Below are 25,035 nucleotides of genomic sequence, written 5' to 3'. Positions count from 1 at the left end.
CACCTGTACGAGCTTGCCACTGGACAAGGGGCGCCATCGTTGCACCCTGCTTGTCTGGAATGACAGCGATTGCTCGGGCTGCACAGCCGATAATCGCAGTGCCTTGTGCGTGACCTATACAAGGGAGGTCTGACGTGAACCTCACCACTGAAGCGCGCCCCGTCGACCGCTTGCGCTTCTACCGCGCGGTGTGGCGGTGGCACTTCTATGCGGGCCTGTTCGTGCTGCCGCTCATTGCTTGGCTGGCCCTCACCGGTGCGGTCTATCTCTATCAGAAGCCGATCGACCGTTGGGTCCACCACGATTTGAAGGTCGCTATTGCCACTGCTTCACCAAGGGCGCTGCCCAGCGCCAACATCGCGGCCGTGGAGGCAGCGGCCCCCGGCCATGCGTTCCGCTACACCACGCCCGAGCGTGCCGACGGCAGTATCGAGATCGGCGTGCTCGCAGCAGACGGTCGGCGCACCGTCTATTACGTCAATCCGTGGTCGTCCAGGATCCTGGGCCAGCTGCCGGAGAAAGGCACGTTTTCCGGCATCGTGCGCCGCCTGCACAGCCTGGACCTGCTGGGAGACTACGCCAGTGCGTTGATCGAGATCGCTGCCGGGTGGGCCATCCTGCTGGTGCTGACCGGGATCTACCTGTGGTGGCCGCGCGGGCAACAAGGCGGTGTCACCAGCGTGCGTGGACGTCCACGGCAACGGCTGTTCTGGCGCGACCTGCATGCAGTCACCGGGGTCTGGGTGGGCTTGGTGCTGCTGTTCCTGTGCATCACCGGCATGCCCTGGTCGGTGGTGTGGGGCAAGCAGGTCAATGCGTGGGCCAACGGTCACAACGACGGCTATCCCGCGGGGGTGCGCGTGAATCTCCCCATGTCGCAACAGCGGCTGGCTGACACCACCACCCCCACCTGGTCGATGCAACAGGCGCAGCTGCCGACCTCGCAGGTACCGCCGCACGCCGCTCCACCGCAACACGACGGCCACCAGGGACACGACGGTCCTGGCACGGCGGCACTGGCGAAGCTATCCCCCCAGCCCGGCGCCATCGGCATCGATGCGGCCATGCAGCATTTCGCGGCCGCAGGCCTGGCCCCCGGCTACAGCGTCAGCCTGCCGCAGGGCCGGATGGGCGTCTATACGGCATCGGTCTACCCGGAGGCCCTGGACCAGCAACGCGTGATGCACCTGGATCAATACAGCGGCAAGGTCTTGCTGGACATGGGTTACCACGACTATGGGCCGCTCGGCCGTGGCCTGGAGTGGGGCATCAATGTGCATCTGGGCCAGGAATACGGCACGGCCAATCGGTTGTTTTTTGTGGTGGCCTGCGCAGGAATTGTGCTGCTATGCGTCAGCGGCGCGGTGATGTGGTGGAAGCGCCGCCCGCTCGGCGGGCTGGGCGTGCCGCCACTGCCCAGGCAAGGCCGCAGCGTCCTCGCTGTCTTCGCCTTGTTGTGCATTGGCGGGGTGCTGTTTCCCCTGGTCGGCCTGTCGCTGCTGATGGTGGGTGCACTGGATTTTCTCGCCACGCAGGGCTGGCGCCGCCAGGTCGGTTCCTGATGTCGATCGTTCCACGCCCCCTGTCGGGGCAATCACACAGCTCCTTCCCTTACTGGAGGCAAGACCGCATGAACTACCGTTCCCTGAAGACACTGGGCCTGAGCGCACTGCTGACGTTTGCCGGCAACGTATCTGCAAGCGAGGCGGCCACGGCGCCGTTCTCCCTGCCTGCCCTGCCGTATGCGACCAACGCACTGGAACCGGCCATCGACGCCGAGACGATGGAGATCCACCATGCGCGCCATCACAAGGCCTACGTGGACAACCTCAACGCCAAGGTCAAGGACTACCCCGTCCTGTCGGATACATCGCTGGAAGACATCCAGGCGCATATCTCCCGCTACGACGCAGCGGTGCGAAACAACGCCGGTGGGCATTACAACCACAGCCTGTTCTGGACCCTCATGGCACCTATTGGACAAGGCGGTACGGCATCACCCGCACTGAAGGCAAGGCTGGTCCAGTCCTTCGGCTCTGAAGCCGCCTTCCAGGCCAGGTTCTCCGAGGCGGCGACCAAGCTCTTCGGCTCGGGTTGGGCCTGGCTGATCCTCAAGCCGGATGGTGCATTGGCGATCACCACCACGCCCAACCAGGACAATCCACTGATGGACGTGGTGTCCGAGCGTGGTACGCCGCTACTGGCGCTGGACGTGTGGGAGCACGCGTACTACCTGCATTATCAGAACAAGCGCGCGGACTACATCAAGGCGTGGTGGCCGCTGGTCAACTGGAACCAGGTCAACGCTCGCCTTGAGGCAGCCACTACCCAGCCTTGACCCTTCGCCGCCTGCAACCGCCCATGCCTGCGCGCCGCCTGTTCGCCACCGTCTTCCGCAGCCTGGCCGTTCTGTCGGCCTTGCTGCTGGCTGGCGCGCCGGCCGTCAGCCATTGGATGCAATCTGCACCCGGGCATGCCGCAGCGCAGGCGATGTGCCGAGGTGGGCATCTGGTGGCCGGCCTGCCGTTGGACTGGGCTTACGGCCCACCAAGGCAGCCATCGGGCGCTGCAGATCACGCGCTGCCGCACGAGGCCGCGTGCGAACACTGCGTCCTGGCGGCATTGCTGCTCACCCCGCATGACTGGACATTGCACGGCGCAGCTCCCGCCTGCCCTGATTCCTGCAGCGAAGCATTCGCGCTCTGCGCACCGCGGTTCGCCCACAGCGCGGCGCATCGTCCCCGTGGCCCTCCAGTGATGGCGTAGTCGTTTCACGACGTCTGCCCGCGCACTTCAGCGCTTCATTGTCTGGAATCTTCCATGTCCTGCGTTCCCTTGATCCTGCATCCGGGGCGACTCGCCCTGGCCATCGCTTCACTCCTGCTGCATCCGGCTGCCGCATTCGCCCAGGAACGCGCCACGCCCACCACGCTGGACACGATCCGCGTTGTCGACGCCAGCGTCGGCACGCTGGCCGATACCAGCACCACCGGTTCTGCACTTGCCTTGAGCGTGCTCGACACGCCAGCCAGTCTCACCGTGATCGCGCGCGCGCAGCTGAGCGCGCGCGGCGATGCCAACCTCAACGATGCCATCCGCCGCGCGGGCGCGATCAGCCCCATGCCGCATCCCGGCAATGGCCTGAGTGCGCTGTCCAGCCGTGGCTTCACCGATAGTGCATCGGTCATGCGGCTGTACGATGGCATCCGCCAATACGGGGGCGTGGGTGTCACCTTCCCGTTCGATACCTGGTCGATCGAGCGGATCGAAGTGCTGCGCGGGCCGGCCTCGGTGATCTACGGCGACGGCGCGATCGGCGGCGTGGTCAACATCGTGCCCAAGCGTCCCCACTTGGGCACGATAGAGAACACGCTGCAGGCCACCGTGGGCAGCCAGGACACGGCCAGGCTGGGCGTGGGCAGCGGCGGCGGGTTGAGCCCCACGCTGGCCTATCGGCTGGATGTCAGCGGCAACTACAGCAGCGGCTGGGTGGATCGCGGCTACAACGGCAATGCCACCCTCTCCGCGGCGCTACTGTGGCAGGCCCGCCCCGACCTGCAATTGACGCTGACCCATGCCGAAGGCGACCAGCGCCCGATGCGCTACTTCGGCACTCCGCTGATCGATGGCCGGCAACGTGCGGCGTTGCGTCGCAAGAATTACAACGTGTCAGACAGCCTCATCCGCTTTCGGGATCGCTGGAGCCAACTGGATGCAGTGTGGACACCCAGCGAGGCAGTGGAGTGGCGTACTCGCCTGTACCAGGTCGATAGCCGGCGGGAGTGGCGCAACGCCGAAGGCTATGTCTACAACCCTGCCAGCGGCCTCATCGACCGGTCCGACAATACGCAGATCACCCACCGCCAGGACCAGACCGGCCTGACCTCCACGCTGCGCTTGCGCAGCGCCATCGGCGGGATGGCCAACACCCTGGCGGTAGGCCTGGATGCCAACCGCGCCCACTTCAAGCACATCAACAACACCTATTCGGGCAGCTCTGGTCCGGTGGATCCGCTTCGACCGGTGCCGGGGCTGTTCGTCAGCGATGCGCCCACGCTGCCCAGGTATCGCAACAACGCCGAACAATCCGCGCTGTTCGTCGAAGACCGCCTGGCCCTCACGGAGCGGTGGTCGGTCCTGGCTGGCCTGCGTCACGACCGTGCAACGATTCAGCGCAACGACCTGCTCATCGGGCAGAAGACATTCTCCAAGACCTATTCCAACACCGGCTGGCGTGTGGGAAGCGTGTTTGCAGTGCAACCCGGCGCGAGTTTCTACGCGCAGTTTTCGCAGGCATCGGATCCGGTCAGCGGTCTGCTGATGCTAAGCCCCGGCAACGCGGCGTTCGACCTGTCCAGGGGCAGGCAGGTGGAAGTGGGTTTCAAGCAGGGTTTTGACCGCGGCGAGTGGACCCTGGCCGCCTACCGGATCCGCAAGACCGGGCTGCTCAGCCGCGATCCGCTCGATCCAGCGCGTCAGCGCCAGATCGGCGCACAGACCTCCAAGGGGCTGGAGGCCGCGTTGAACTGGGCGTTCACTCCGGCGTGGTCGCTGGATCTCAACGCCACTGTGCTCAAGGCCGAGTTCGCAGATTTCCTGGAAACCACCGGCACGCCGGCCATGGCGGTCTCGCGCGACGGCAACGTGCCGCCGAACGTCGCCGAGCGGCTGGCCAATGCATGGGTGAGCTGGGAGTTTGCCCCGCGCTGGAGTGCCGGCACCGGCGTGCGCTATGTCGGCAAGCGCTACGCCGATAACGCCAACCGCCTGGAGCTACCGGGTTACAGCTCCACGGACGTGTCCTTGACCTGGCAGGCGCGCCCCGCAACCCGCCTGACCGCACGCGTGTTCAACGTCTTCGACAAGGTGTTCTACGAGACGGCCTACTACACCGACACCCAGTGGTTCCTGGGCGCGGATCGACGCGTGGAGTTCACCGTGGACCATCGGTTCTGATCGCCTTGCGCGCACTCACGCATCGTGAGTGCGCGTGACCGCAGGTTGGGCGTCGGCCTGTCCATGGTCGTACAGTTGCGCGATCGCAGCGGCGCCGAATGCACGCAGCCGACACGCAAGTTCGCCCCCGGCGCCGCCTGACGCCGGGGTGGTCTGGCCTCAATGATGATGTTGCATGGATGCGTCCGCGCCCGGTGCATCCGCACCCATGGGCAGGACATCGAAGCGCACGGTCACACTGGGTGCATGCTCGAAGCGCAGGGTCGCTTCGATTGGCGTGCCAGCAACCAATGGCGAATGCAGTTCGATGAACATCAGATGGTTGCCACCCGGTGCCAGGGTGACGGCCTGGCCGGCCGGCAATTCCAGGCCATTGTCCAGCTGGCGCATCTTCATGACATCGCCCTCCATGCGCATTTCATGGATTTCCACCCGCGCGCTGGCGGCCGATTCCACTTTCAACAGCCGGTCTGCCGCCTTGGCGTGATTGCGCAGGGTCAGGTAACCACCGCCCACTGCGGCACCCGGCGGCGTGGCACGCGACCAGGCATGGTCGACCTGCACGGCCGCATTGGCGGCCGGTGGCGTCGGTGCCGGTGCCGACACGGATGCTGTCGAACCGTCGCGGCCAGCATGATCGCTGGCAGGCTGACAGGCTGTCAGCGCAAGTGTCGCAGTGACGAACAACAGGGCGTGCGTTTTCATGGCGGACTACCTCTGGCTCATGATGGAAAGACCCGCCGCATGGTGACGGGCAGGCGTCGGGGTGAGAGGTTCGGACAGCAGCGTCAGTGGTTCTCCAGCACCTGTCGAATATCGGCAACGCAGTCTTCGACGCTCTGTGCATGCGCCAGGCCAACGCGCAACTGGCCTGTACGGTCGAAGACGAAACTGCGCGTGGAGTGGTCGATGGTGTAGGTGTTGCCGATCGGCACCTTGACGTAGACCACATTGAGCTGCGCGGCGGCGGCCTTGACCTCGTTCTCGGTGCCGGTCAAACCCACGAAGTCCGGGTCGAAGGCGTGCACATAGGTGCGCAGCACCTGTGGGGTATCTCTTTCCGGGTCCAGCGTGGCGAACGCGAACTGCACGTCGCGTGCGTCCTCGCCGAGCTGGCGCTTGATCTGCACCGCGCGTACCAGCGTGGTGGGGCAGATTTCCGGGCAACGGGTGAAGCCGAAGAACAGCACCAGCACCTTGCCGCGAAAGCTCTGCGATGGCCGCGGGCGACCGTCGGTGTCCTTCAGATACACGCTCACTCCGCGCCCCATCGCGCCCAGATCAGCGCCATGCAGGGGTGGCCGGCTGCACCCGCACAGCAGGCACAGGATGGCCATTGCGGTCGCTACATGTCGCAAGAGATCCTGCATGGGATGTTGCGCAGACCTGCGCAATGAACGTTCGCCTGAGGACAGCCGCATGGGCGTGGATGCCTGCCTGTTCTGCATATCCGGCCATTGTAGCCGGGCATGCGGTCATGCACAGACATCCACCCGCCCACTGCGCCGTGAGCCTTGCGCCTGCCAGATCACAGTGTGCTTGAGGCGCAAATGGGTTGGATCAAAGACACACATCTACAAGACGACCACGCTGGCTGCAACCACACACGCAACGGCCAGGCCCTCACGCCAGCGCGTCCTCGGCATCCAATGCAGTAGCCGCGTGCTGCGCGCGATCGAACCGCTCGCGCGCGGCACAGATGTCGGCATGGTGTTCGCCCGCCCAGTTGAGCAGTTGCGACACCGGGCCAAGCAACGCGACGCCGAGCTTGGACAGTGCATATTCAACGCTAGGCGGTTTGGTCGCATAGACCTTGCGCGTAATCATGCCGTTGCGTTCCAGATTCCGCAGGGTCTGGGTGAGCATCCGCTTGGAGATGTCCGGGACCGCGCGCTGGATGACGCTGAAACGGGACGGGCCAGGGACCAGCGTCAACAGGATCAGCAAGGTCCACTTGTCGCCGATCTGGTCAAGCACATCGCGAACCGGGCACTTGGTGGCGTCGAACGGGCCTTCAAGGGACGGCGGTGGCGGGAACAAGGCAATCGCGTTCACGAGGGTATCTCATGGTAACCAGGGGGAATAAATCTGCCTCCTTGCGAAGGGACGCGCGGTCATGACAATAGGCTCGCAAACCACGCAGTCTAAATTTTAGACCAAATCTCACTTCTAAACCTATTGGAGCGCACCATGGCAGTTACTTCCCCCCTGATCCTTGTCACCGGCGCCAGCGGGCAACTGGGCGAGCTGGTCGTCGATGCGCTGCTTGAGCGCGTGCCTGCCAGCCGCATCGTAGCAACGGCGCGCGATACAGCGTCACTTGCGGGGTTCGCAAAACGCGACATCACGGTGCGTCAGGCCGACTACGCCAACCCGCACAGCCTGGACCAGGCGTTTGCAGGCGTCGGCCGGGTGCTGCTGGTGTCGTCCAATGCCGTCGGCGCCCGTGTGCCGCAGCATCGCCATGTGATCGAGGCGGCCAAGCGCGCCGGCGTGGAATTGCTCGCCTACACCAGCATCCTGCACGCCGATACCAGCACGCTGTCGTTGGCCGAGGAACATGTCGCCACCGAGGCGCTGCTGCGCGACAGCGGCGTGCCGCATGTGTTGCTGCGTAACGGCTGGTATACCGAGAACTACACCGGCTCCATCGCGGCCGAAGTGGAACACGGCGGGGCGATGGGCAGCTCGGGCGATGGCAGGATCAGCGCCGCCACGCGTGCCGACTATGCCGCAGCCGCCGCAGCGGTACTGGCCTCCGATGCACCGCAGGCCGGGCAGGTCTACGAGTTGGCCGGCGATACGGCCTTTACGATGGCCGAGTACGCCGCCGAGGTGGCTCGGCAGTCGGGCAAGCCGGTGGCGTATCACGACCTTGCCGAAGCCGACTACGCGGCGGCGCTGGTGCAGGTTGGCTTGCCGGCCGGGTTTGCGCAGGCACTGGCGCAGTGCTCGGCGTCCTCGCGCGGCGGCAGCCTGTTCGACGACAGTCGTACCCTGAGCCGCCTGATCGGCCGCCCGACCACGCCGCTGCGCGAGGCGGTGGCAACAGGATTGCGACACGCCGAGCTGGGCTGAGCTGGGCGCAGTGCCGCGCAGTCGATACGCCGGCACGTATCAACGGCCACCCGCACGACATGGGTGGCACACCATGTCCACGAGCAAACGGGCCACGGACAGGCATCGGCAGGCCCCTCGGGACCTGCCGATGCGTCCTTCACAGGGCCGCCGGCGTGCGCCAGGGCGCCAGCAGCCCGCTGCCCCCTGCGCGCAGATGGGCTCGCCTCGCCTCGGTCGCATCACTGCCATCGCGCCGACACGCTACTGTCGCAAGGGCCACACCTGACTGCCCTACCGATGTCACCAAACTGACATGAAATCTAAATATAACTAGCGCCATTGCCGCTACGTCAGGAAGACCGGGCGCCGGGGCCGGCGCTTTGCCGCCTTGCTCGCCGCCACCGGTGCAGCGCCGGCGCGACGCAGCCGCCGACCCGTTTCCCTTGTACGAGCCGGACCAATGAAAAAACGCAATCTCGCCACTGTTCTGTGCGCCCTGGGCGTTACCGCCAGCGGCAGCATCGCTGCCGCCGAGCTGGAGCTGTACGTCGACCGCAAGACCAAGCAGATCTTCGCCGAGCCGGCGCCCGGGCGCGACAAACTGGGCAAATTCGTGCAGGTGGACGACAGCGGCAAGCTGCCGGCCTCGGCGTTGCCGGCCGCCCCTGCACCGCCGCCGGCGGTGCCAGGCACAGCGGAAACCGCCGTCGCACAGGCAGCCACCGTGCCGGCACCAGTACCGGCAGCAGCGGCCAAGCCGAGCGATGCGCCCAAGAAGTGGTACGACAAGCTCAGCCTGCGTGGCTACACCCAGATTCGCTACAACCATGGCATTGGCGGCGATGCGCAGGACCTGCGTGCACCGGGCGACCGCTTTATCGGCAACGACCAGAGCCTGGGCATCCGGCGTGCGCGCCTGGTGTTGAGCGGCGATCTCAACGAGTACGTCTCGCTGTACTTCCAGCCGGACTTTGCCAGCACGCCGGCCGGCACCAATACCACCAACTTCGCCCAGCTGCGCGATGCGTACGCGGACATCTACTTCGACAAGCAGCGCGAGTACCGCGTGCGGGTGGGCCAGTCGAAAATGCCTTACGGCTGGGAAAACCTGCAGTCCAGCCAGAACCGCCTGACCCTGGACCGCGCCGATGCGCTCAATTCCGGCCTGCGTGACGAACGCGATCTGGGCGCGGTGTTCTACTACAGCCCCACCGTGGCCAAGGGCCGCTTCCAGGATCTGGTCAAGTCCGGCCTGAAGGGCTCGGGCGACTACGGCGTGCTGGGTGCGGGCGTGTACAACGGCCAGGGCGCCAACCGTCCAGAACGCAACGACAGCATGCATGCAGTGGTGCACGCCACCTACCCGTTCAAGTTCGCCAACGGGCAATACCTGGAAGTGGGTGCAGACGCCTATTCCGGCCGCTTCGTGCCAAGCGCGGCAGCGGTGAACATCGGCGGGCGCAACTTCACTCCGGCCATCACCGATCCAGACGGCTATACCGATCAGCGCGTGGCCGCGCACATCATCTATTACCCGCAACCGTTCGGCCTGCAGGCCGAGTGGACGGTGGGCCGCGGCCCCGAACTGGACGTGGAACAGCGCCGTATCCGCACCCGCTCGCTGAGTGGTGGGTACGTCCAGGCGATGTTCAAGCACGACTTCAATTACGGCACGTTGTTGCCCTATCTCAAGTGGCAGACCTACCGTGGCGGCTCCAAGTTCGACACCAATGCACCGCGCATGCAGCTGGACGAGGTGGAGGCCGGTGTTGAATGGCAGCCGATGGATGCGCTGGAACTGGTGTTCGCGTATTCGAAGATGAAGCGCACCGATGTCACCACCGCACCCTACCCGGTGGTGGAAGGCGACTTGCTGCGGGTGCAGTTGCAAGTCAATTACTGATCCTTCGACATGATGGAAAATGCACAAGCCCCGGTTTTCCGGGGCTTGTGCGTGAGTGCGTCGCCAGATCCACTGCGCCAGGACCGCCGCTGATCGGCGGCGGCATTGGCTTGCGACCAAGTGCCGCTGCGCAACCGTCTTGCTGGCCCGTCAAGCCAACAGCTCTGCCCGCACGATCTGCGCGCCGGCACTGAGCGCCTGGAGCTTGCCGCGTGCGACATGGCGGGCAAGCGGCGCCATGCCGCAGTTGGTGGACGGGTAGAGCTTGTCGGCATCGACAAACCGCAGCGCCTTGCGCAGGGTGTCGGCCACGTCCTGGGGTGTTTCGATCGTCGTGCTGGCCACGTCGATGGCGCCGACCATGACTTTCTTGCCGCGCACCAGTTCGATCAGATCGATCGGCACGTGCGAGTTGTGGCACTCCAGCGAGATGATATCGATGCTGGATGCCTGCAACTTGGGGAACGACGCTTCGTACTGGCGCCACTCCGACCCCAGGGTCTGCTTCCAGTCGGTATTGGCCTTGATGCCGTAGCCGTAGCAGATGTGGACGGCGGTCTCGCAGGTGAGTCCTTCGACCGCGCGCTCAAGGGTCGCAACACCCCAGTCATTGACCTCGTCGAAGAAGACATTGAAGGCCGGCTCGTCGAACTGGATGATGTCCACGCCAGCGGCTTCGAGTTCCCTGGCTTCCTGATTGAGGATCTTGGCAAATTCCCAGGCCAGCTTTTCACGGCTCTTGTAGTGCGCGTCAAAGAGCGTATCGATCATGGTCATGGGACCGGGCAGCGCCCACTTGATGGGCTGGCGGGTTTGCTGGCGCAGGAATTTCGCATCGTCCACAAACACCGATTTCGGGCGACTCACCGCGCCAACCACGGTCGGCACGCTCGCGTCGTAGCGGTCGCGAATCCTGACCGTCTCGCGCTTCTGGAAATCGACACCGCTGAGGTGTTCGATGAAGGTGGTCACGAAATGCTGGCGGGTCTGCTCGCCGTCGCTCACGATGTCGATGCCGGCATGCTGCTGTTCCTGCAGCGACAGGCGCAAGGCGTCCTGCTTGCCTTCGATCAGTGCGTCGTCCTGCAGTTTCCAGGGCGACCAGAGTGTTTCCGGTTGCGCAAGCCAGGACGGCTTGGGCAGGCTGCCGGCAGTTGAGGTGGGGAGCAGCTGATTCATGATGAGTGATGTCTTGCCTTGGGGTTGGTCAGGAAGCGTGGCGGGACGCCCATTGCGCAAGCAGGTTGCCGTAGGGCCGGATGAAGTGCTCTTCGGTGAATTTGCCCTGAGTCACGGCGAGCTGGCTACGCTCTTCTCTGTCGTAGACGATCTGGGTGGACGAATAATCCTGATGTTTCAGGCTCGGCTGATAGATCGCACCGGCTGCAGAATTGGCGTTGTAGATTTCTGGCCGGTAAATCTTCTGGAAGGTTTCCATCGTGCTGATGGTGCCGACCAGCTCCAGGTTGCTGTAGTCACCAAGCAGGTCGCCGAAGAAGTAAAACGCCAACGGGGCAACGCTGTTCGGTGGCATGAAGTAGCGCACCTGCAGGCCCATCTTTTCGAAATACTGATCTGTCAGCGAAAACGCATCCTGCCTGTACTCGATACCCAAGATGGGGTGCTGGTTTCCGGTGCGGTGATAGGTTCTGCTGGTGGAGACGCTGATACAGATGACCGGCGGCTTGTCGAAGCGCGCAGCATAGGCATCGGAGTGCACGAAGTGCTTGAACAGCCTGCCGTGCAGGCTGCCAAAATCCTCGGGAATGTTGAAAGCGGAGCTGTCCTGATTGTGCGCTGGCAGCAACACGCTGAAATCGTAGTCGCGCACGTAGGATGAAAAATTATTCCCTGCAATGCCGTCGATGCGCGCACCGGTGTGGTGATCGACGATGTGGGGCTTCAATATCTCGATCAACGGAAAAGCCTCACCGGCGTGATGACCACCGATATGCATCTCGGCAGAGATGATGTCGAGCCCGACCACGTAGCGATCACGCGCGGGGTTGTCCCAATGCGCCAGATCGTTGAAGCGGTTGTTGATCATCGCCAGCGTGTTGCGCAGATTCTCCTGACGACGCTGCCCTCTGGCCAGGTTGGCGAAGTTGGTGGTGTTGCGCGTCGTGGCTGCGGGCTGGTAGTCCTCGTCAAACCGGAGGCTTTTGATGGTGAAGGTGAATTCCTGAGTCATTGCAACGGACGCCTTGTTTCTTTGGGTGAGACGCGCGCCCTGCGGCGCAGCGATGGGTGCCGGCTGGATGCGCGCCTGGACGCTGGATCGGCAGGCACGCCCCAACGCATCCTCTCGCGGCAAGCGCGGGTGGCCCGCCGTGCAGCCGATGGCGCTCAAGCGGCGGCCACTGCGGTTGCGGTGCTGGTGCGCGCCTGCCGCGTCAACGCGATCAGCGGCAGTGCCCGCTGCACCGCCAACCTGGCCCGCTCCGCCAGTGCCTCGTTGTGCACGCGGTAGTCCAGGAAATCCCGGTCGGTCGCATAGATGCCCAGCGGCAACGTGCGCGCCTGGAAAAAACTGAAAAGCGGCCGCAGTTGATGGTCGATCACCAAGGCATGGCGTTCGCTGCCGCCGGTCGCTGCCAGCAATACCGGGATGTCGACGAGGGCGTCCTGGCGGATGAAGTCAAAGAAGTGCTTGAACAGCCCGGTGAACGAGCCGCGATACACCGGCGTTGCCACCACCAGCACGTCGGCCTGCTCTACGGCGGCAAGTTCCTGCTCTACCGTTTCATGTACCTGCGAGCGCCAGAGCGCGCCGGCAAAGTGCGGTGCCAACGCTCCGAGTTCGACCAGATGCGGCGCGCACGGGACTTCGTCGCCGATCAGGGCCATCAGGTGGTGTGCCAGCGCGGCGGCCTTGGAGGGACGCTGCAGCCCGCCAGAGACGGCAACGACGCGAAGTGGAGGTGGCGGGGTGACAGTCATGCAGGTCGACCTGAGCAGTGGGAAAGCGGGTTTGCCGCCAGAACGTGCAGGCCCGACCCATGGTGATCCTGGTGCGGACGTGTTCAAACGCAGGCGAACGACGACAAACCCGATGCTAGGGCTGGCATTCAATGAAGTAAAATGGTGTTATTTCAACAATCCATGAATTCGGATCATCTGAATGCTTGAGCGCATCCATCTCACCATCGTCCAGCAGGTCGAGCAGCAAGGCTCGCTGACGGCCGCTGCCGGCGTGTTGAACCTGACCCAGTCCGCGCTGAGCCACAGCATGAAGAAGCTGGAGCAGCAGCTGGGCACCGACGTGTGGCTGCGCGAGGGGCGCAGCCTGCGGCTGACCCAGGCCGGCCAATACCTGCTGGCGGTGGCGAACCGGGTGCTGCCGCAACTGGATCTGGCCGAAGAGCGCCTGGGGCAGTTTGCGCAGGGCGAGCGCGGCGCGCTGCGCATCGGCATGGAATGCCATCCCTGCTACCAATGGCTGCTCAAGCTGGTGTCGCCTTATCTGGCCACGTGGCCGGATGTGGATGTGGACGTGAAGCAGAAGTTCCAGTTCGGCGGCATTGGCGCGTTGTTTGGCTACGAGATCGATCTGCTGGTCACCCCCGACCCGCTGTTCAAACCCGGGCTGAGGTTCGAGCCGGTGTTCGACTACGAGCAGGTGCTGGTCGTGGCCAAGGACCACGCGCTGGCGTCGGCGGCCTACGTCAAGCCCCAACAGCTGACCCGCGAGGTGCTCATCAGCTACCCCGTGGACCTGGAGCGGCTGGATATCTACAGCCAGTTCTTGCTGCCGGCCGGTGTCACGCCCCGCCGCCACAAGGCCATCGAAACCACCGACATCATGATGCAAATGGTGGCCAGTGGCCGCGGCGTGGCCGCCATGCCGCGCTGGCTGGTCGAGGAATATGCGGCGAGGATGGACGTGGTGCCGGTCCGGCTGGGTGCGCGCGGCATTCCCAAGCAGATCTTCCTGGGCGCGCGCGAGGCCGATATCGCCATCGACTACCTGCGGGCCTTCATCGAACTGGCGCGCCAGCCTGCCAATGCCACCGCCCGTCCGCCGGCAACCCGCTGATGTGCACCATCGCCCGGCGCGCGCCACGTGCCCTGCCTGGCTGCCACGACGTCATCCGCTGCATGGCTGCTGCGCCGATGAGGGCCAGGGCGCCGTTCTGCGGTGTTCACTCCGTGCGGATGTTCCGAAGCCACCCCATCATTGAAGGACGGCACAACCGTTGATGCATCAAGACACGATCGGGCCCGCCGGCACACGCATCGACGCCTATTCGTTGGAAGTGGGCGCGAACGACATTGCCGCGCTGTCCGCAGTGGCGCTGCGGATCATACCCGGCTCCCTCATTGCCATCCCATCCCTTCCCGGCCAGGACGACGCGATGCGTCTGGCCGCCGCGCGGAACGTGCGCGCGCTTGGTTTTGCGCCCATGCCGCACCTGGTGGCGCGCCGCGTCACCTCGCTCGACGACTTGCAAGCCTTCCTCAGCCGCGCCGTCGATACTGCCGGCGTTGAGCACTGCCTGGTGATCGCGGGTGATCGGTCGTCTCCGATCGGGCCCTTTCCGGACAGCGCGTCGCTGATCGCCACAGGCGTCTTCGAGCGCGCAGGGATCAAGAGCATCGGCGTGGCCGGACACCCGGAAGGCCATCCAGCCATGCATGCAGGCGCCCAATGGGATGTACTGGACCGCAAGTGTCGCAGCATCGCCGAGCGCGGCATGGCCCCGCTGATCGTGACGCAATTCGCGTTCGATGCCGACCTTGTATTGCGGTGGCTGGAGGCACTACGCGCGCGTGGCATTGACACGCCGGTGCGCGTGGGTGTGCCAGGTCCTGCCGGCGTTGCAGTGCTCGCCCGCTATGCCGCAAGGTGCGGTGTGAGCACCAGCGCGGCGATGCTGTCCAGCTACGGCATCTCGATCGGCAAGCTGCTTGGAACGGCAGGGCCGGACCGCTTCGTCGATCGCCTTGCCGCCGGCCTGATGCATGCACATGGCGATGTCCGCCTGCACGTGTTTCCGTTCGGCGGTGTCGCACGTTCGGTCGCGTGGGTGGAGCACTACCGCTCCCGGAGCAGTACCTGGACGCCAACCGCACTGCGGTGAGCAATACCAACGCGGCAAGGCGAAGCGGACGTAAGCCAGGCGGCAAATGCAATGCCCGGCCCCAAGGAGACGGCCATCTTCGTGACTGGGATAGCCGTCATGGATCGATCGACACCACTCGCCAATCCACGTCCCGAGGGAAACGCCGCCTTGCTGCGGAATGGGTCGCTGCCCAATGCTGCACTGACGGCGGGCACGTCGTCAGCGAAACACCACCGTGCGATGCCCATTGAGCACGATGCGGTGCTCGACGTGGCGGCGCACGGCGCGGGCGAGCACCAGCGATTCGGTATCGCTGCCCACGCGCACCAGATCGCGCGGGGTCATGGCGTGGTCCACGCGGGCGACGTCCTGTTCGATGATGGGACCTTCGTCCAGGTCTTCGGTGACGTAATGGGCGGTGGCGCCAATGATCTTGACCCCGCGTGCGTGCGCCTGGTGATACGGCTGCGCGCCCTTGAAGCTGGGCAGGAAGCTGTGGTGGATGTTGATCGCGCGCCCGGCCAGTGCGCGGCACAGCGTGGGCGAGAGGATCTGCATGTAGCGGGCCAGCACCACCAGGTCGATCTGCAAGTGCTCCACCAGGGCGAGCAACCGGCCTTCCTGCGTGGCGCGGGTATCGGCGTTGACCGGCAGATGGTGGAAGTCGATGCCGTAGGACGCAGCCAGCGGCGCGAAATCGGCATGGTTGGAGACCACCGCCACGATATCCACCGGCAATTGCCGGCTGTGCGTGCGAAACAGCAGATCGTTGAGGCAGTGCCCCTGCTTGCTCACCAGCACCAGCAGCCGCGCGCGGCGGCGCGCATCGTGCAATTGCCAGGTCATCTGGAACGTGTCGGCGAGCAGCGCAAACCGCTGCTCCAGGCTGGCGATCCCGGTGCCGGGCGGCTTGTCGAAATGCACGCGCAGGAAGAACCGGCCGCTTTCGTCATCGCCGAATTGCTGGGCATCGAGGATGTTGCACGCCAGGTCGAACAGCAGGCCGGTCACGCGATAGACGATACCGGTGCGGTCGGGGCAGGACAGCGTAAGAATGTAGTCGGAGCGCATCGGGCGATGATAGCCAATGCGCATCTCCCCCGGCGCGGTGCTTGCGTACGTAACTGTCGCAGCGGATGCAGCGCGGGGCCAACTACAGCCCTGACCCGACGCAGATGACTGCGCACATATCCGGGCCACACATCCGCCGCTCTGACAGCCTTGATGGATACGTCTGGAGCGCAACAGGCAGCAGGGCGTTGCATCACGCGGCCACCCAGCCAGGCCGATTGGTCGCGCTCAACGCGGCGGCAGGCGCAGCATCAGCCGGCGGTTGATCTCGTTCAATTGCAGCATCGACGCCTCCACCGTGGTGTCCATCACTTCCTGGGTGGTGATATGTGCGCGTAGATGCGCCGGGTCGGACAGCTCGCCGCGCACCAGGAACACGTTCTCGCCCACTTCGCCCAGGTGCCGGCTGAGCACCACATGATCCACCCGGTCCAGGCCATGTTGCTTGGCCAGCGGCAGCAGGCGCGCGACCATGCGTTCGCTGGCCTCGTCGGCAGGTTTGTTCAATTCGGTATCGAGTGCGCACACCGCCTCGCGAATCTGCGCGTACAGGCAATGGTCCGGATGCTCGGGATGGTCCGGGCCGACCTGGCCCTGATCGACGACCGGAGGCGGCGTGCTCATGCTGCGTGCCCGGCACAGGCCGCTACGCGCGATGGACACGCGCGGGAACCGGGCCTGATGTGCGGGTGTCGCATCGCATTCTCCTTGGAAGGCGCTGTGGTGGCTGGAATGCGTTGCGCATCGCGCAGATCGTCGCCAGACGGAATCGAGCAGGCACCTTAGCCGCTCGCGCAGCTTGCCTCAAGCCGGGCCACTGGCGAACACACCGCGCGCCTGGCGTGGCTCGCAGCGCAGGTATTGCGGTGCCGGCGTGACGCTGGCGCCCAGCGCAGCGGCGGCATGCCACGGCCAACGCGGGTCGTACAGGAGGCCGCGCGCCAGCGCGATGGCGTCGGCCTGGCCCTGCTGCAGAATCGCTTCGGCATGCGCCGGCTCGGTAACCAGGCCCACGCCGATCACCGGCGTGCCCACCTGCGCGCGGATCGCCTGCGCGAACGGAATCTGGTAACCGTCCTGCAACGCGATCTGCTGGCGTGGATCCAGCCCGCCGCTGGAGACATGGATGTAGTGCGCTCCGCGCGCATCCAGCGCCTTGGACAGCGCGATGCTCTGTTCCAGATCCCAGCCACCGTCCACCCAGTCGGTGGCCGAGAGACGCACGCCCACCGCCATCCGTGCAGATATCGCCGCGCGCACCGCATCGAAGATGCGCAGCGTCAGCCGCATGCGGTTTTCCAATGAGCCGCCATAGGCATCGCTGCGCTGGTTGCTCAACGGCGATAGAAACTGATGCATCAGATAGCCATGCGCGGCATGCAACTCGATCAGCTGCAGGCCCAGGCGTTCGGCGCGGATGGCCGAGTCCACGAACGCGGCCACCACCATATCGATACCGGCCTGGTCCAACGCCTGCGGCAATGGCTGGCCGTCGCGGAACGGCAGCACCGAGGCCGACACGGTCTGCCAGCCATTGGCGTGGTCGGATGCGATCGCCTCGCCGCCATTCCACGGCAGGTCGGTGGAGGCCTTGCGCCCGGCATGTGCCAGCTGGACACCGATCGGCATCGGCGACCAGCGGCGCACCGAGTGCAGCACGTCAGCCAGCGCGCGCTCGCTGGCATCGTTGTACAGCCCGAGATCGGCGTAGCTGATGCGCCCTTCCGGCAGCACCGCAGCGGCTTCCAGGATCAACAGGCCCGCGCCCGATTGCGACAGCGTACCCAGGTGAATGCGATGCCAATCGGTGGCGCAGCCATCCTGTGCGGAGTACTGGCACATCGGTGCGATGACGATGCGGTTGGCGAGCGTCAGCGGGCCGAACGCGATGGGAGTAAACAACTGGCTCAAGGCAGCATCCAGGCACACAGGGAAGATCCCCATTGCACTGCGTGCCGCACCACTGCACAACCGCTGCAATGGATCACAGCGTCATGCACAGCGTGCACTGGCGTCGCTAGCCGCTACGGTGTGCAGCGGATCAGGCGATGGCTGCAGAAAGGCCAGCGCATCCGCGCACGAACGCTCCACCTTCAGGCTCAACAGCGCGTCGGCGCGCGTACGCCCGAAGTTCAGCGCCGCGATTGGCACGCCGTTGCGCGCTGCCGCCTGCACGAAGCGAAAGCCCGAATAAACCATCAGCGACGACCCCACCACCAGCACCGCATCGGCGGCCTGCAGATGCGCAAACGCGCGCTCCACCCGCTCGCGCGGCACGTTCTCGCCGAAGAACACCACGTCTGGCTTGAGCACCCCGCCGCATACCGGGCATGGCGGCACCACGAAGCGATCGAACGCCACATCGTCCAGATCCGCATCGCCATCGGGGGCCTGGGCGGCGTCCAGTTCCGCCCAACCGGGGTTGGCTTGTTCGAGCAGCAGCTGGAATTCGGTGCGCGGCAGGCGGCGTTCGCAGCCCATGCAGCGCACCACATCCAGCCGGCCGTGCAGATCGATCACCGCCAGGCTGCCGGCAGCCTGGTGCAGGCGGTCCACGTTCTGGGTGAGTAGCAATTCCAGTTGGCCACGCGCTTCCAGTGCGGCGAGTGCGTGATGGGTGGCATTGGGCTTGGCCAGCCCGAACCTTGGCCAGCCGACCAGGCTGCGTGCCCAGTAACGCTGGCGCGTGGATAACTCACCCATGAAGGCCTGGAACGTCACCGGTTGTGGACGCTTCCAGCCACCCTGCAGGTCGCGGTAATCGGGAATGCCCGAATCGGTGCTGCACCCGGCGCCACTGAGCACGAACAGGCGCTGGTGGCGCTGGATGAACGCCTGCAACGCGTCGTCGGCTTGGGCGGGGGCAGCGGTCATCGAACAACTCCAATCGCCATGAGGTCACCTTGCAAATGCAAGTCGCGCGCAACGTACCGCAAGCGTTACCGAACCGACTGCAGCACGGGATGCCGCGATGGTGCAGCGAAGCGAACCGTGCGTACTGCAGTGCGCATTGTCACCGGACACGGCGCAACATCTGTGAAGGTCACGCATGGCGCGCCAGAGACGCTTTGCAGATGATGACCGCTTCCCCTGTCGGCCTGGCCCACTGGATATCGACAGGCGCATGCCGCTGGTGCGGCTAGCATTGGCGATTACATCTATTCCGGCTTGCGTAAGGCGGCACTGCGCCGTCCCGATCATCGAGACGGCGCAGTACACGGCCCGTCATCGCGTTACTGATAGTACCAGCTGACTCGGGCCGTCATTCCTCCTGACCCGTACGACACCGCCGATACCGTCATGACCGGATTGCCTTTTTTGCGGCCTGCCACGTAGAAACACTTGATGTACTGAAAACCGTGCTGTGCAGGGCATGCGCCATTTCCGTAACCGACCCGTTCACCAGTGATCTCCATGTAGGTTGCCGCGTTCAGATGGACGCTGTCCCACTTGGCGTCGGTGTCGGCGTTATTGCATTCGTTGATGGCACCGCCAACCCTTGAATCGTTGTACCACGCCGATGCCGCGCAGTTGGCGAGACGTTTGACGGCGGTGGCCTGATAGGAGAAGTCACCGCTGGCTCTGACCGCTTGCGCATAGGCTGAAGTGACGCCACACAGTGAGAGAGTGAGCACTGCAGCCACGGCGAGCATGCTGCGGTTCAGTGCGCTGGGAATGTGCATGTTTTTCTTCCTTTCGTTGCGATGGGCCAATTGCCCGCAGGGGAAGATGGACATGCGCTGTGACCGCAAAAAGACCGCAGGATGACCAAACCATCTCGTGAGATTACGCAGCAACTGAATGTGTCAGATGCCGTCAAATACCGCACTGTACAGCGCTTTCGACGGTAGAAAATGTGCACTCCATGAGTGCACCTTGATATCCAAACGCACCCTGGTCTCTATGTTGGTAGTAAGGCCAATGACGCATACCGATGCAGTACAACACACCTGCCGGCTGCATTGGCAGGCGTGGTAAGACACGCCGACGCAGTGATGGTCAAGGCATCTGCATCGTGGCACTGCGCCCGCTCGTCAACGCAGTCACCGCGTACAGCCGCTTATTCAAGCGTCTGCGGCAGGCATCGGCAATCGAAAGAAGCGACGCGCCGCCGCGGTGCTGTTGGCGGCGGTCACCTCCACCGCTTCGCCACGATCACGCGCCAGCTCCTCGGCGATATGGGCCAGGAACATTGGCTCGTTGCGGCGATCCTTGGGCATGGGCTGGAGCGTGCGTGGCAGCAGGTAGGGCGCATCGGTTTCGATCATCAGCCGGTTGGCGGGGATGTTGCGCACCAGCTCGCGCAGGTGCGCGCCGCGACGCTCGTCGCATAGCCAGCCGGTAACGCCGATGTAGTAGTCGCGATCCAGGTAGGCGAACAATTCCTCGCGCGTGCCGGTGAAGCAATGCACCACCGCCGCACCCAGCTTGCCATCGAAGTTGCGCAGGATGTCCATGAAGTCCTCGTGCGCATCGCGCTGGTGCAGGAACAGCGGCTTGCCACTGTCCACCGCCAATTGCAGCTGGCGTTCGAACGCCTTGTGCTGAGCGGGACGCGGCGCAAAATCGCGAAAGTAGTCCAGCCCGCATTCGCCCACCGCCACCACCTGCGGATGCGCATGCAAGGCGCGCATTTCCGCTTCGCATTCGGCAGTGAATTCCACTGCGTGATGCGGGTGCACGCCGGCGGTGGCGTACAGGAACCCAGGATGCTGCTGCGCCAGTTGCAGCGCCAGCGGCGAATGCTCGCGACTGGCGCCGGTGACGACCAGCTGCGTCACGCCGGCGTCGCGGGCGCGTTGCAGCACTGCCTCACAATCGCGATCGAACGAGTCATGGGTGAGGTTGGCGCCGATATCGATCAACTGCATGGTGCGGGTGTGGCCTGAAAGAGCAGATGCGATTGTACTGGGTGAGGGTTGCCCTCATCCGCCCTGCGGGCACCTTCTCCCGCAAGCGGGAGAAGGGACAGCTGCTGCACCATCTGCCTACTTTCGTCAGCAGCTGCGCGCGCTTTACCTGCCCGAACACGGCTGACAGCACTGCATGCCACCAGCAGCACCTGCACACCATCGCCCCGCAGCCAGTGCGTTGCCGTTCCCCTCTCCCGCCTGCGGGAGAGAGGCAGGGGTGAGGGCCGCTTGCGCAACACACTCAACCCACCACGGGCACCGCCATCGCATCGATGCGTGCGGCCAGCGCCTGGATCGCCAACTGCGCCGCGCGCGACAACTGGCGTTGCGGGGCCACGCACAAGGCCAGCGTCATCGGCTTGGTCAGATGCCGGCGAAACGGGACGAAGGCCAGACGGCCGTCGGCCACGTCCGGCGCCGCGTCCAGCCACGACATCAGCGCCACCCCGGCACCGGCCAGCACCAGGCCGCGCAAGCTGCGCACGTCATTGCAATGGGTCAGCCGCTTCACGTCGATATGCTGGCGCTGGTACAGCACCTTGGCGTGCTCGCCAACAATCAATGGCGCTGCCGGCAGCAATAGCCGATGCTCCAGCGCCTCGTTCAGCTGCACCTCGGTGCGTGCGCTCAGCGGGTGGCCCACCGGCATCGCGATGCCCAGCGGGATGTCCGCGAATGCCCGCACTTCCAGGTCCGCCCCGCTCACCGGGTCCAGCAGCAGGCCGATGTCCACGTCCGCCGAGGTCACCCTCTCCATCACCTGCTGGTTGCCGGCGGTGGACAGGTTGAAGGTAAGGCCGGGGTACTCCTGCACCAGGGCGGCCACCGCCGCCGGCACCACGCCTTCGCTGAGCGCGTCGATCATGGCGATCTCCACATGCCCGCGGCGCAGCCCCTTGAGCTCGTCGAAGCGTTCCAGCGTACGTGCATAGGCCTGCTCCCAGCCGCGCACGTCCACCAGCAGCAGCTCGCCGGCGGCCGTGAGGCGCAGCCGCCCGGGCAGGCGCTCGAACAGCTGCGCGCCCAGTTCGGCCTCGGCCTTGAGGATCTGCCGGTCGATCGCCGAGGCCGACACATGCAGCACCTCCGACGCCTTGCGGATGCTCCCGCAGCGGGCCACCTCGATGAAGTAGCGGGTGAAGCGGGAGAAGGTCAGCATGCGCTGGAGTTGGGCTGGCGTTGCATGGCGTGCGTTGGCAAGAGGAACACGCACTATTCGATCACACAGCGCCGGCTTGGCGAAGCCGATCCACGCTCCATCGAGGCCATGTCGGCGGCGTCGATGGATCGCCGACATGGCGTTGGCCGCATCGACGGCGGTCCATTCGCAATACCCGAGCAACTGCCGGCGAGCACCCTCTTGGCCACCTGCCTGTCGCCAGCAGCGATCGACACGCAGCGCCCATCCGAGCGCTGTGGCCAACCGCAGACTAGTCCACTGAATCCGAGGAATCGGCTGTAATGCGCCAAGTGGGATCGTTTCAATGATTTAGTGGACTAGGGTGCCGGGTTGGCACCAGCGGGGGCCGCACCCGCCGGCGCATGCTTCACGTAGCGGTCGAACCAGTCGAGCATTTCGGCCACCACGTCCTCGTTGGATTCGCGCGCGGTGTACCAGTGCGGTTCGAACGGCAGCAGCACCAGGCGTGCGGTGCCGCCATTGCCGCGGATCGCCTGGAACAGGCGCGGTGCCTGCGTGGTTTCGGTGCCCGGATTGGCGTCGTCCATGCCATGCACGATCAGCAACGGTTCGTTGATCTTGTCGGCGTGGAAGAACGCCGACGCCTGCGCATACACCTCCGGCGCCGCCCAGAACGAGCGGCGCTCGCTCTGGAATCCAAAGGGGGTCAGGGTCTTGTTGTAGCTGCCGCTGGTGGCGACACCGGCCCGGAACAGATCGGTATGTGCCAGCAGGTTGGCCGTCATCAGTGCGCCATGGCTATGCCCGGTGACGCCGATCCGTTGCCGATCGACCACGCCCAGCGCCACCGCCTTGTCCACGGCGGCGGTGGCGTTGTCCACCAGCTGCTGCAGATAGGTGTCGTAGGCGGTCTTGGGGTCGCCAACGATCGGGAACGCCGCATTGTCGATGATCGCGTAACCGGCCAGCAGCAACAGTTGATAGTCGCGCAGGCGGGTGAAGTCGCGATCGCCGGCACCGCTGACCTGACCGGCCTTGGACGCATCGGCGTAGTCGAGCGGGTAGGCATAGAGGATGGCAGGCACGCGGGTTCCCGCCTTGTAGCCGGGCGGGGTGTACAGGGTGAACGACAGCTCCACGCCATCCTTGCGCGTGTAGGTCACCAGACGCTTGCCGATCTGGCGCACCAGCGGTGTGGGGTCCGGGAAATGTGTCACGGCCGTGGCGGTGGACGCATAGACCGCCTCCCCCGCTGTCGCCGGTTGCCGCTGGCCAAGCCGGCGCAGGTATAGATTGGGTGGATCGGTCGGCGACTGCCGCCAGGTGAGCAGCTGCGCCGCATCGTCGCCGGCAAAGCCGGCGAACACTTCGTCCACCGTGGTATCGCTGCGAAACAGGCGCTCGGTCTTGCCGGTCTCCAGCGCATAACGATCCAGGAACGGCCTGTCGCCTGCGGGCGAGGCGCCCTTTCCGCTGAGCAACAGCGCACCAGCTTGCTCGCGCAGGACCGGATGGCCGTTGGTCTGCTGGCGCATTTCCGGCGTGCCGGGATCGGCATACAGATCGTCCGTGGACAGGTCGAACAACACCCGCCCGGCACTGCCCGGCCGATCCGTCTCCAGCAGGATGGTACGGCGCCAATGGCGGTTTTCGTCCTCCTCCTCCAGCAACGCCCGCCCACCGTCGGCAAACCACGACAGCCCGGCATAACGCTGCTGCACCCGCGCCAGTTCACGCGGTTTGGCGGTGAACGGCGCGGCCAAGGTCAGCAGCTTGTCGCGCGCGGGCACGCTGGCTTTCCAATCGCCGCCATCCAGCGCCTCGGCCCACACCAGGGTGGCGGGTTGGTTGGCACGCCAGGCATGCGCGCGTGGCCCGGTCGGAACGCCCGCCACCGGCACCCGATCGGCCACCGGCAGATCGGCCAGCACGCGCTCGCGGCCATCGTCCAGGTCCAGGACCGCCACGTCGTGGGCAAACCGCGCATAGGTGGTGACAGTGGAATAGGGCTGTTTCAGCCGCTCCACCAGCACATGGCGGCCATCGGGCGCGCCGTCCACCCCCGCGTAGACCGCCGGCCGCCCCAACCGGCGTTGGGCGCCACTGGCCGCATCCACGGCCAGCAGCTGCGCGGTGGCGTAATACGTGAACAAGGCCGCGTCTTCCGGGCCGGACAAGGTGTCGCGTGCTTCGTAGGTGCTGCTTTCGCCCTTGCCCTGCAGCGTTTCCTGCACCTGCGGGCCGAGCGGCACGGCGGTCTTGCGCGGGGCGGGGCCCAGGTCCGCCGGCACCGCCTTGACCAGCAGCGTCGCGCTCCCGCCCAGCCACTGCAGCTCATCGCCCAGCACCGGGTTGAGCTGCACGCCATCGACCCTGCGCACCGCGCCGGTGGCAACCTCGCCGATCCACAGCTCCACACGATCGGCGGCAGTGACGTTGAACGCGAACCGCCGCCCGTCCGGCGACCATACCGGCAGCGCAGGGCATGCGCCGGCCGGCAGGTTCACCGGCGTCTGCCGGCCGCTGGCCAGGTCCACCAGACTGAACCCTTCCAGGCAGGCACGAATGCCATAGCCGTTCGACCGGTCGTGGCGGCTATGGGTGCGCGGCTCCACCCGCACACCGGCCAGCTTCAGGTAAGGCTCGGCCACACGCGCGATCGGCGGATACTGAGTGCGTTGCACCAGCAGCAAGGTGGTGCCGGTCGGGTCCAGCAGCGGAGAAGGATTGAGCGGCGCGCGCATCACGCCCAGAAGCGGTTCCGGCGGTTGCCGGTAAGCGCCGTCGGGTGCGGCAGCGGCAGCGGCCAGTGGCATCAGGCTGGCCAGTGCCAGCAGCCCGATGTATCGGTACGAAGGTCCCATCGCTGTGCATTCCCGAAGAGTGGTCTCAGGCGAACCTAGCATCCCCGGCTGCCGCTGCACGATA

General features: G+C 65.2%; 21 protein-coding genes. 7 read left to right on the top strand and 14 right to left on the bottom strand.

Translation table 11 applies throughout. The features are described 5' to 3' along the window. Positions 1 to 134: 134 nt before the first annotated feature. The 3 genes from ACCQ13_RS01675 (at position 135) to ACCQ13_RS01665 (ending at position 4,956) form a co-directional block, all read left to right on the top strand. A complete protein-coding gene (locus ACCQ13_RS01675; RefSeq protein WP_223214390.1) occupies positions 135 to 1,562 on the top strand; it encodes a PepSY-associated TM helix domain-containing protein in 1,428 nt (475 codons plus the stop codon). Positions 1,563 to 1,630: 68 nt separating this feature from the next. Next, positions 1,631 to 2,338, top strand: a complete 708-nt coding sequence (locus ACCQ13_RS01670) for a superoxide dismutase (protein WP_159406519.1) — start codon at positions 1,631 to 1,633, stop codon at positions 2,336 to 2,338. 482 nt (positions 2,339 to 2,820) lie between these two features. Beyond that, positions 2,821 to 4,956, top strand: coding sequence for a TonB-dependent receptor (locus tag ACCQ13_RS01665; RefSeq protein WP_159406518.1), 2,136 nt, complete (start codon positions 2,821 to 2,823; stop codon positions 4,954 to 4,956). A gap of 159 nt (positions 4,957 to 5,115) precedes the next feature. Here the strand turns inward: ACCQ13_RS01665 and ACCQ13_RS01660 are convergent, their stop codons facing one another. From ACCQ13_RS01660 to ACCQ13_RS01650, 3 genes are all read right to left on the bottom strand, one after another. After that, the gene (locus ACCQ13_RS01660; RefSeq protein ID WP_159406517.1) at positions 5,116 to 5,661 is read right to left on the bottom strand and encodes a copper chaperone PCu(A)C; all 546 of its coding nucleotides are present in this window, start codon (positions 5,659 to 5,661) and stop codon (positions 5,116 to 5,118) included. Positions 5,662 to 5,744: 83 nt separating this feature from the next. Beyond that, positions 5,745 to 6,215 carry an SCO family protein gene (locus ACCQ13_RS01655; RefSeq protein ID WP_223214389.1) on the bottom strand — a complete coding sequence of 157 codons (471 nt, stop codon included), beginning with the start codon at positions 6,213 to 6,215 and terminating at the stop codon, positions 5,745 to 5,747. Positions 6,216 to 6,579: 364 nt separating this feature from the next. Further along, positions 6,580 to 7,011 carry a winged helix-turn-helix transcriptional regulator gene (locus ACCQ13_RS01650; protein ID WP_104602962.1) on the bottom strand — a complete coding sequence of 144 codons (432 nt, stop codon included), beginning with the start codon at positions 7,009 to 7,011 and terminating at the stop codon, positions 6,580 to 6,582. Positions 7,012 to 7,146: 135 nt separating this feature from the next. On the opposite strand from ACCQ13_RS01650, the gene ACCQ13_RS01645 reads away from it, so the two are divergent. After that, a complete protein-coding gene (locus tag ACCQ13_RS01645; RefSeq protein ID WP_372372335.1) occupies positions 7,147 to 8,034 on the top strand; it encodes an NmrA family NAD(P)-binding protein in 888 nt (295 codons plus the stop codon). A gap of 442 nt (positions 8,035 to 8,476) precedes the next feature. Beyond that, on the top strand, positions 8,477 to 9,919 hold the full coding sequence (locus ACCQ13_RS01640; RefSeq protein WP_104602961.1) for an OprO/OprP family phosphate-selective porin: 1,443 nt from the start codon (positions 8,477 to 8,479) through the stop codon (positions 9,917 to 9,919). A 150-nt stretch (positions 9,920 to 10,069) separates the two neighbouring features. Here the strand turns inward: ACCQ13_RS01640 and ACCQ13_RS01635 are convergent, their stop codons facing one another. From ACCQ13_RS01635 to msuE, 3 genes are all read right to left on the bottom strand, one after another. Beyond that, positions 10,070 to 11,098, bottom strand: a complete 1,029-nt coding sequence (locus ACCQ13_RS01635; protein ID WP_104602960.1) for a methionine synthase — start codon at positions 11,096 to 11,098, stop codon at positions 10,070 to 10,072. Positions 11,099 to 11,126: 28 nt separating this feature from the next. Continuing rightward, the gene (locus ACCQ13_RS01630; protein ID WP_104602959.1) at positions 11,127 to 12,110 is read right to left on the bottom strand and encodes a DUF1852 domain-containing protein; all 984 of its coding nucleotides are present in this window, start codon (positions 12,108 to 12,110) and stop codon (positions 11,127 to 11,129) included. A gap of 155 nt (positions 12,111 to 12,265) precedes the next feature. Continuing rightward, positions 12,266 to 12,859 carry an FMN reductase gene (gene msuE, locus ACCQ13_RS01625; protein WP_104602958.1) on the bottom strand — a complete coding sequence of 198 codons (594 nt, stop codon included), beginning with the start codon at positions 12,857 to 12,859 and terminating at the stop codon, positions 12,266 to 12,268. A 181-nt stretch (positions 12,860 to 13,040) separates the two neighbouring features. Between msuE and ACCQ13_RS01620 the strand changes: the two genes are divergently transcribed. Next, positions 13,041 to 13,955 carry a LysR family transcriptional regulator gene (locus ACCQ13_RS01620; protein ID WP_104602957.1) on the top strand — a complete coding sequence of 305 codons (915 nt, stop codon included), beginning with the start codon at positions 13,041 to 13,043 and terminating at the stop codon, positions 13,953 to 13,955. A 163-nt stretch (positions 13,956 to 14,118) separates the two neighbouring features. Further along, positions 14,119 to 15,000 (top strand): methylenetetrahydrofolate reductase, encoded by an 882-nt coding sequence (locus tag ACCQ13_RS01615; RefSeq protein ID WP_104602956.1) that lies wholly within the window; start codon positions 14,119 to 14,121, stop codon positions 14,998 to 15,000. A gap of 201 nt (positions 15,001 to 15,201) precedes the next feature. Here the strand turns inward: ACCQ13_RS01615 and purU are convergent, their stop codons facing one another. The 8 genes from purU to ACCQ13_RS01575 all read right to left on the bottom strand — a co-directional run bounded on the left by purU (position 15,202) and on the right by ACCQ13_RS01575 (position 24,971). Next, positions 15,202 to 16,053: a formyltetrahydrofolate deformylase gene (gene purU, locus ACCQ13_RS01610; protein WP_104603007.1), complete on the bottom strand. Its 852-nt coding sequence runs from the start codon at positions 16,051 to 16,053 to the stop codon at positions 15,202 to 15,204. Positions 16,054 to 16,281: 228 nt separating this feature from the next. Then, positions 16,282 to 16,677, bottom strand: a complete 396-nt coding sequence (locus ACCQ13_RS01605; RefSeq protein WP_104603006.1) for an XVIPCD domain-containing protein — start codon at positions 16,675 to 16,677, stop codon at positions 16,282 to 16,284. A gap of 180 nt (positions 16,678 to 16,857) precedes the next feature. Then, entirely contained in the window at positions 16,858 to 17,964 is a 1,107-nt protein-coding gene (locus ACCQ13_RS01600) for an NADH:flavin oxidoreductase/NADH oxidase (RefSeq protein WP_104603005.1), read from the bottom strand. An 81-nt stretch (positions 17,965 to 18,045) separates the two neighbouring features. Further along, a complete protein-coding gene (locus ACCQ13_RS01595) occupies positions 18,046 to 18,927 on the bottom strand; it encodes an NAD-dependent protein deacetylase (RefSeq protein WP_104602955.1) in 882 nt (293 codons plus the stop codon). Between the two features lie 359 nt (positions 18,928 to 19,286). After that, positions 19,287 to 19,790 (bottom strand): hypothetical protein, encoded by a 504-nt coding sequence (locus ACCQ13_RS01590; RefSeq protein WP_104602954.1) that lies wholly within the window; start codon positions 19,788 to 19,790, stop codon positions 19,287 to 19,289. A 327-nt stretch (positions 19,791 to 20,117) separates the two neighbouring features. Continuing rightward, the gene (locus tag ACCQ13_RS01585) at positions 20,118 to 20,924 is read right to left on the bottom strand and encodes a TatD family hydrolase (protein ID WP_104602953.1); all 807 of its coding nucleotides are present in this window, start codon (positions 20,922 to 20,924) and stop codon (positions 20,118 to 20,120) included. A gap of 283 nt (positions 20,925 to 21,207) precedes the next feature. Further along, positions 21,208 to 22,125 (bottom strand): LysR family transcriptional regulator, encoded by a 918-nt coding sequence (locus tag ACCQ13_RS01580; protein WP_104602952.1) that lies wholly within the window; start codon positions 22,123 to 22,125, stop codon positions 21,208 to 21,210. A gap of 338 nt (positions 22,126 to 22,463) precedes the next feature. Next, positions 22,464 to 24,971 (bottom strand): S9 family peptidase, encoded by a 2,508-nt coding sequence (locus ACCQ13_RS01575; protein ID WP_274396604.1) that lies wholly within the window; start codon positions 24,969 to 24,971, stop codon positions 22,464 to 22,466. Positions 24,972 to 25,035 lie beyond the last annotated feature (64 nt).

The sequence above is a fragment of the Xanthomonas sp. NCPPB 1638 genome (assembly GCF_041475635.2).
GTDB lineage: Bacteria > Pseudomonadota > Gammaproteobacteria > Xanthomonadales > Xanthomonadaceae > Xanthomonas > Xanthomonas cucurbitae.
This window is presented reverse-complemented; position numbering and strand designations above follow the sequence as displayed.

Bases quoted from the DNA above. Each gene is read 5' to 3' on its own strand.
- ACCQ13_RS01670 (WP_159406519.1), top strand. From the start codon at position 1,631: ATGAACTACCGTTCCCTGAAGACACTGGGCCTGAGCGCACTGCTGACG.
- ACCQ13_RS01665 (WP_159406518.1), top strand. From the start codon at position 2,821: ATGTCCTGCGTTCCCTTGATCCTGCATCCGGGGCGACTCGCCCTGGCC.
- ACCQ13_RS01660 (WP_159406517.1), bottom strand. From the start codon at position 5,661: ATGAAAACGCACGCCCTGTTGTTCGTCACTGCGACACTTGCGCTGACA.
- ACCQ13_RS01645 (WP_372372335.1), top strand. From the start codon at position 7,147: ATGGCAGTTACTTCCCCCCTGATCCTTGTCACCGGCGCCAGCGGGCAA.
- ACCQ13_RS01640 (WP_104602961.1), top strand. From the start codon at position 8,477: ATGAAAAAACGCAATCTCGCCACTGTTCTGTGCGCCCTGGGCGTTACC.
- ACCQ13_RS01635 (WP_104602960.1), bottom strand. From the start codon at position 11,098: ATGAATCAGCTGCTCCCCACCTCAACTGCCGGCAGCCTGCCCAAGCCG.
- ACCQ13_RS01630 (WP_104602959.1), bottom strand. From the start codon at position 12,110: ATGACTCAGGAATTCACCTTCACCATCAAAAGCCTCCGGTTTGACGAG.
- msuE (WP_104602958.1), bottom strand. From the start codon at position 12,859: ATGACTGTCACCCCGCCACCTCCACTTCGCGTCGTTGCCGTCTCTGGC.
- ACCQ13_RS01620 (WP_104602957.1), top strand. From the start codon at position 13,041: ATGCTTGAGCGCATCCATCTCACCATCGTCCAGCAGGTCGAGCAGCAA.
- ACCQ13_RS01615 (WP_104602956.1), top strand. From the start codon at position 14,119: ATGCATCAAGACACGATCGGGCCCGCCGGCACACGCATCGACGCCTAT.
- purU (WP_104603007.1), bottom strand. From the start codon at position 16,053: ATGCGCTCCGACTACATTCTTACGCTGTCCTGCCCCGACCGCACCGGT.
- ACCQ13_RS01605 (WP_104603006.1), bottom strand. From the start codon at position 16,677: ATGAGCACGCCGCCTCCGGTCGTCGATCAGGGCCAGGTCGGCCCGGAC.
- ACCQ13_RS01595 (WP_104602955.1), bottom strand. From the start codon at position 18,927: ATGACCGCTGCCCCCGCCCAAGCCGACGACGCGTTGCAGGCGTTCATC.
- ACCQ13_RS01590 (WP_104602954.1), bottom strand. From the start codon at position 19,790: ATGTCCATCTTCCCCTGCGGGCAATTGGCCCATCGCAACGAAAGGAAG.
- ACCQ13_RS01585 (WP_104602953.1), bottom strand. From the start codon at position 20,924: ATGCAGTTGATCGATATCGGCGCCAACCTCACCCATGACTCGTTCGAT.
- ACCQ13_RS01580 (WP_104602952.1), bottom strand. From the start codon at position 22,125: ATGCTGACCTTCTCCCGCTTCACCCGCTACTTCATCGAGGTGGCCCGC.
- ACCQ13_RS01575 (WP_274396604.1), bottom strand. From the start codon at position 24,971: ATGGGACCTTCGTACCGATACATCGGGCTGCTGGCACTGGCCAGCCTG.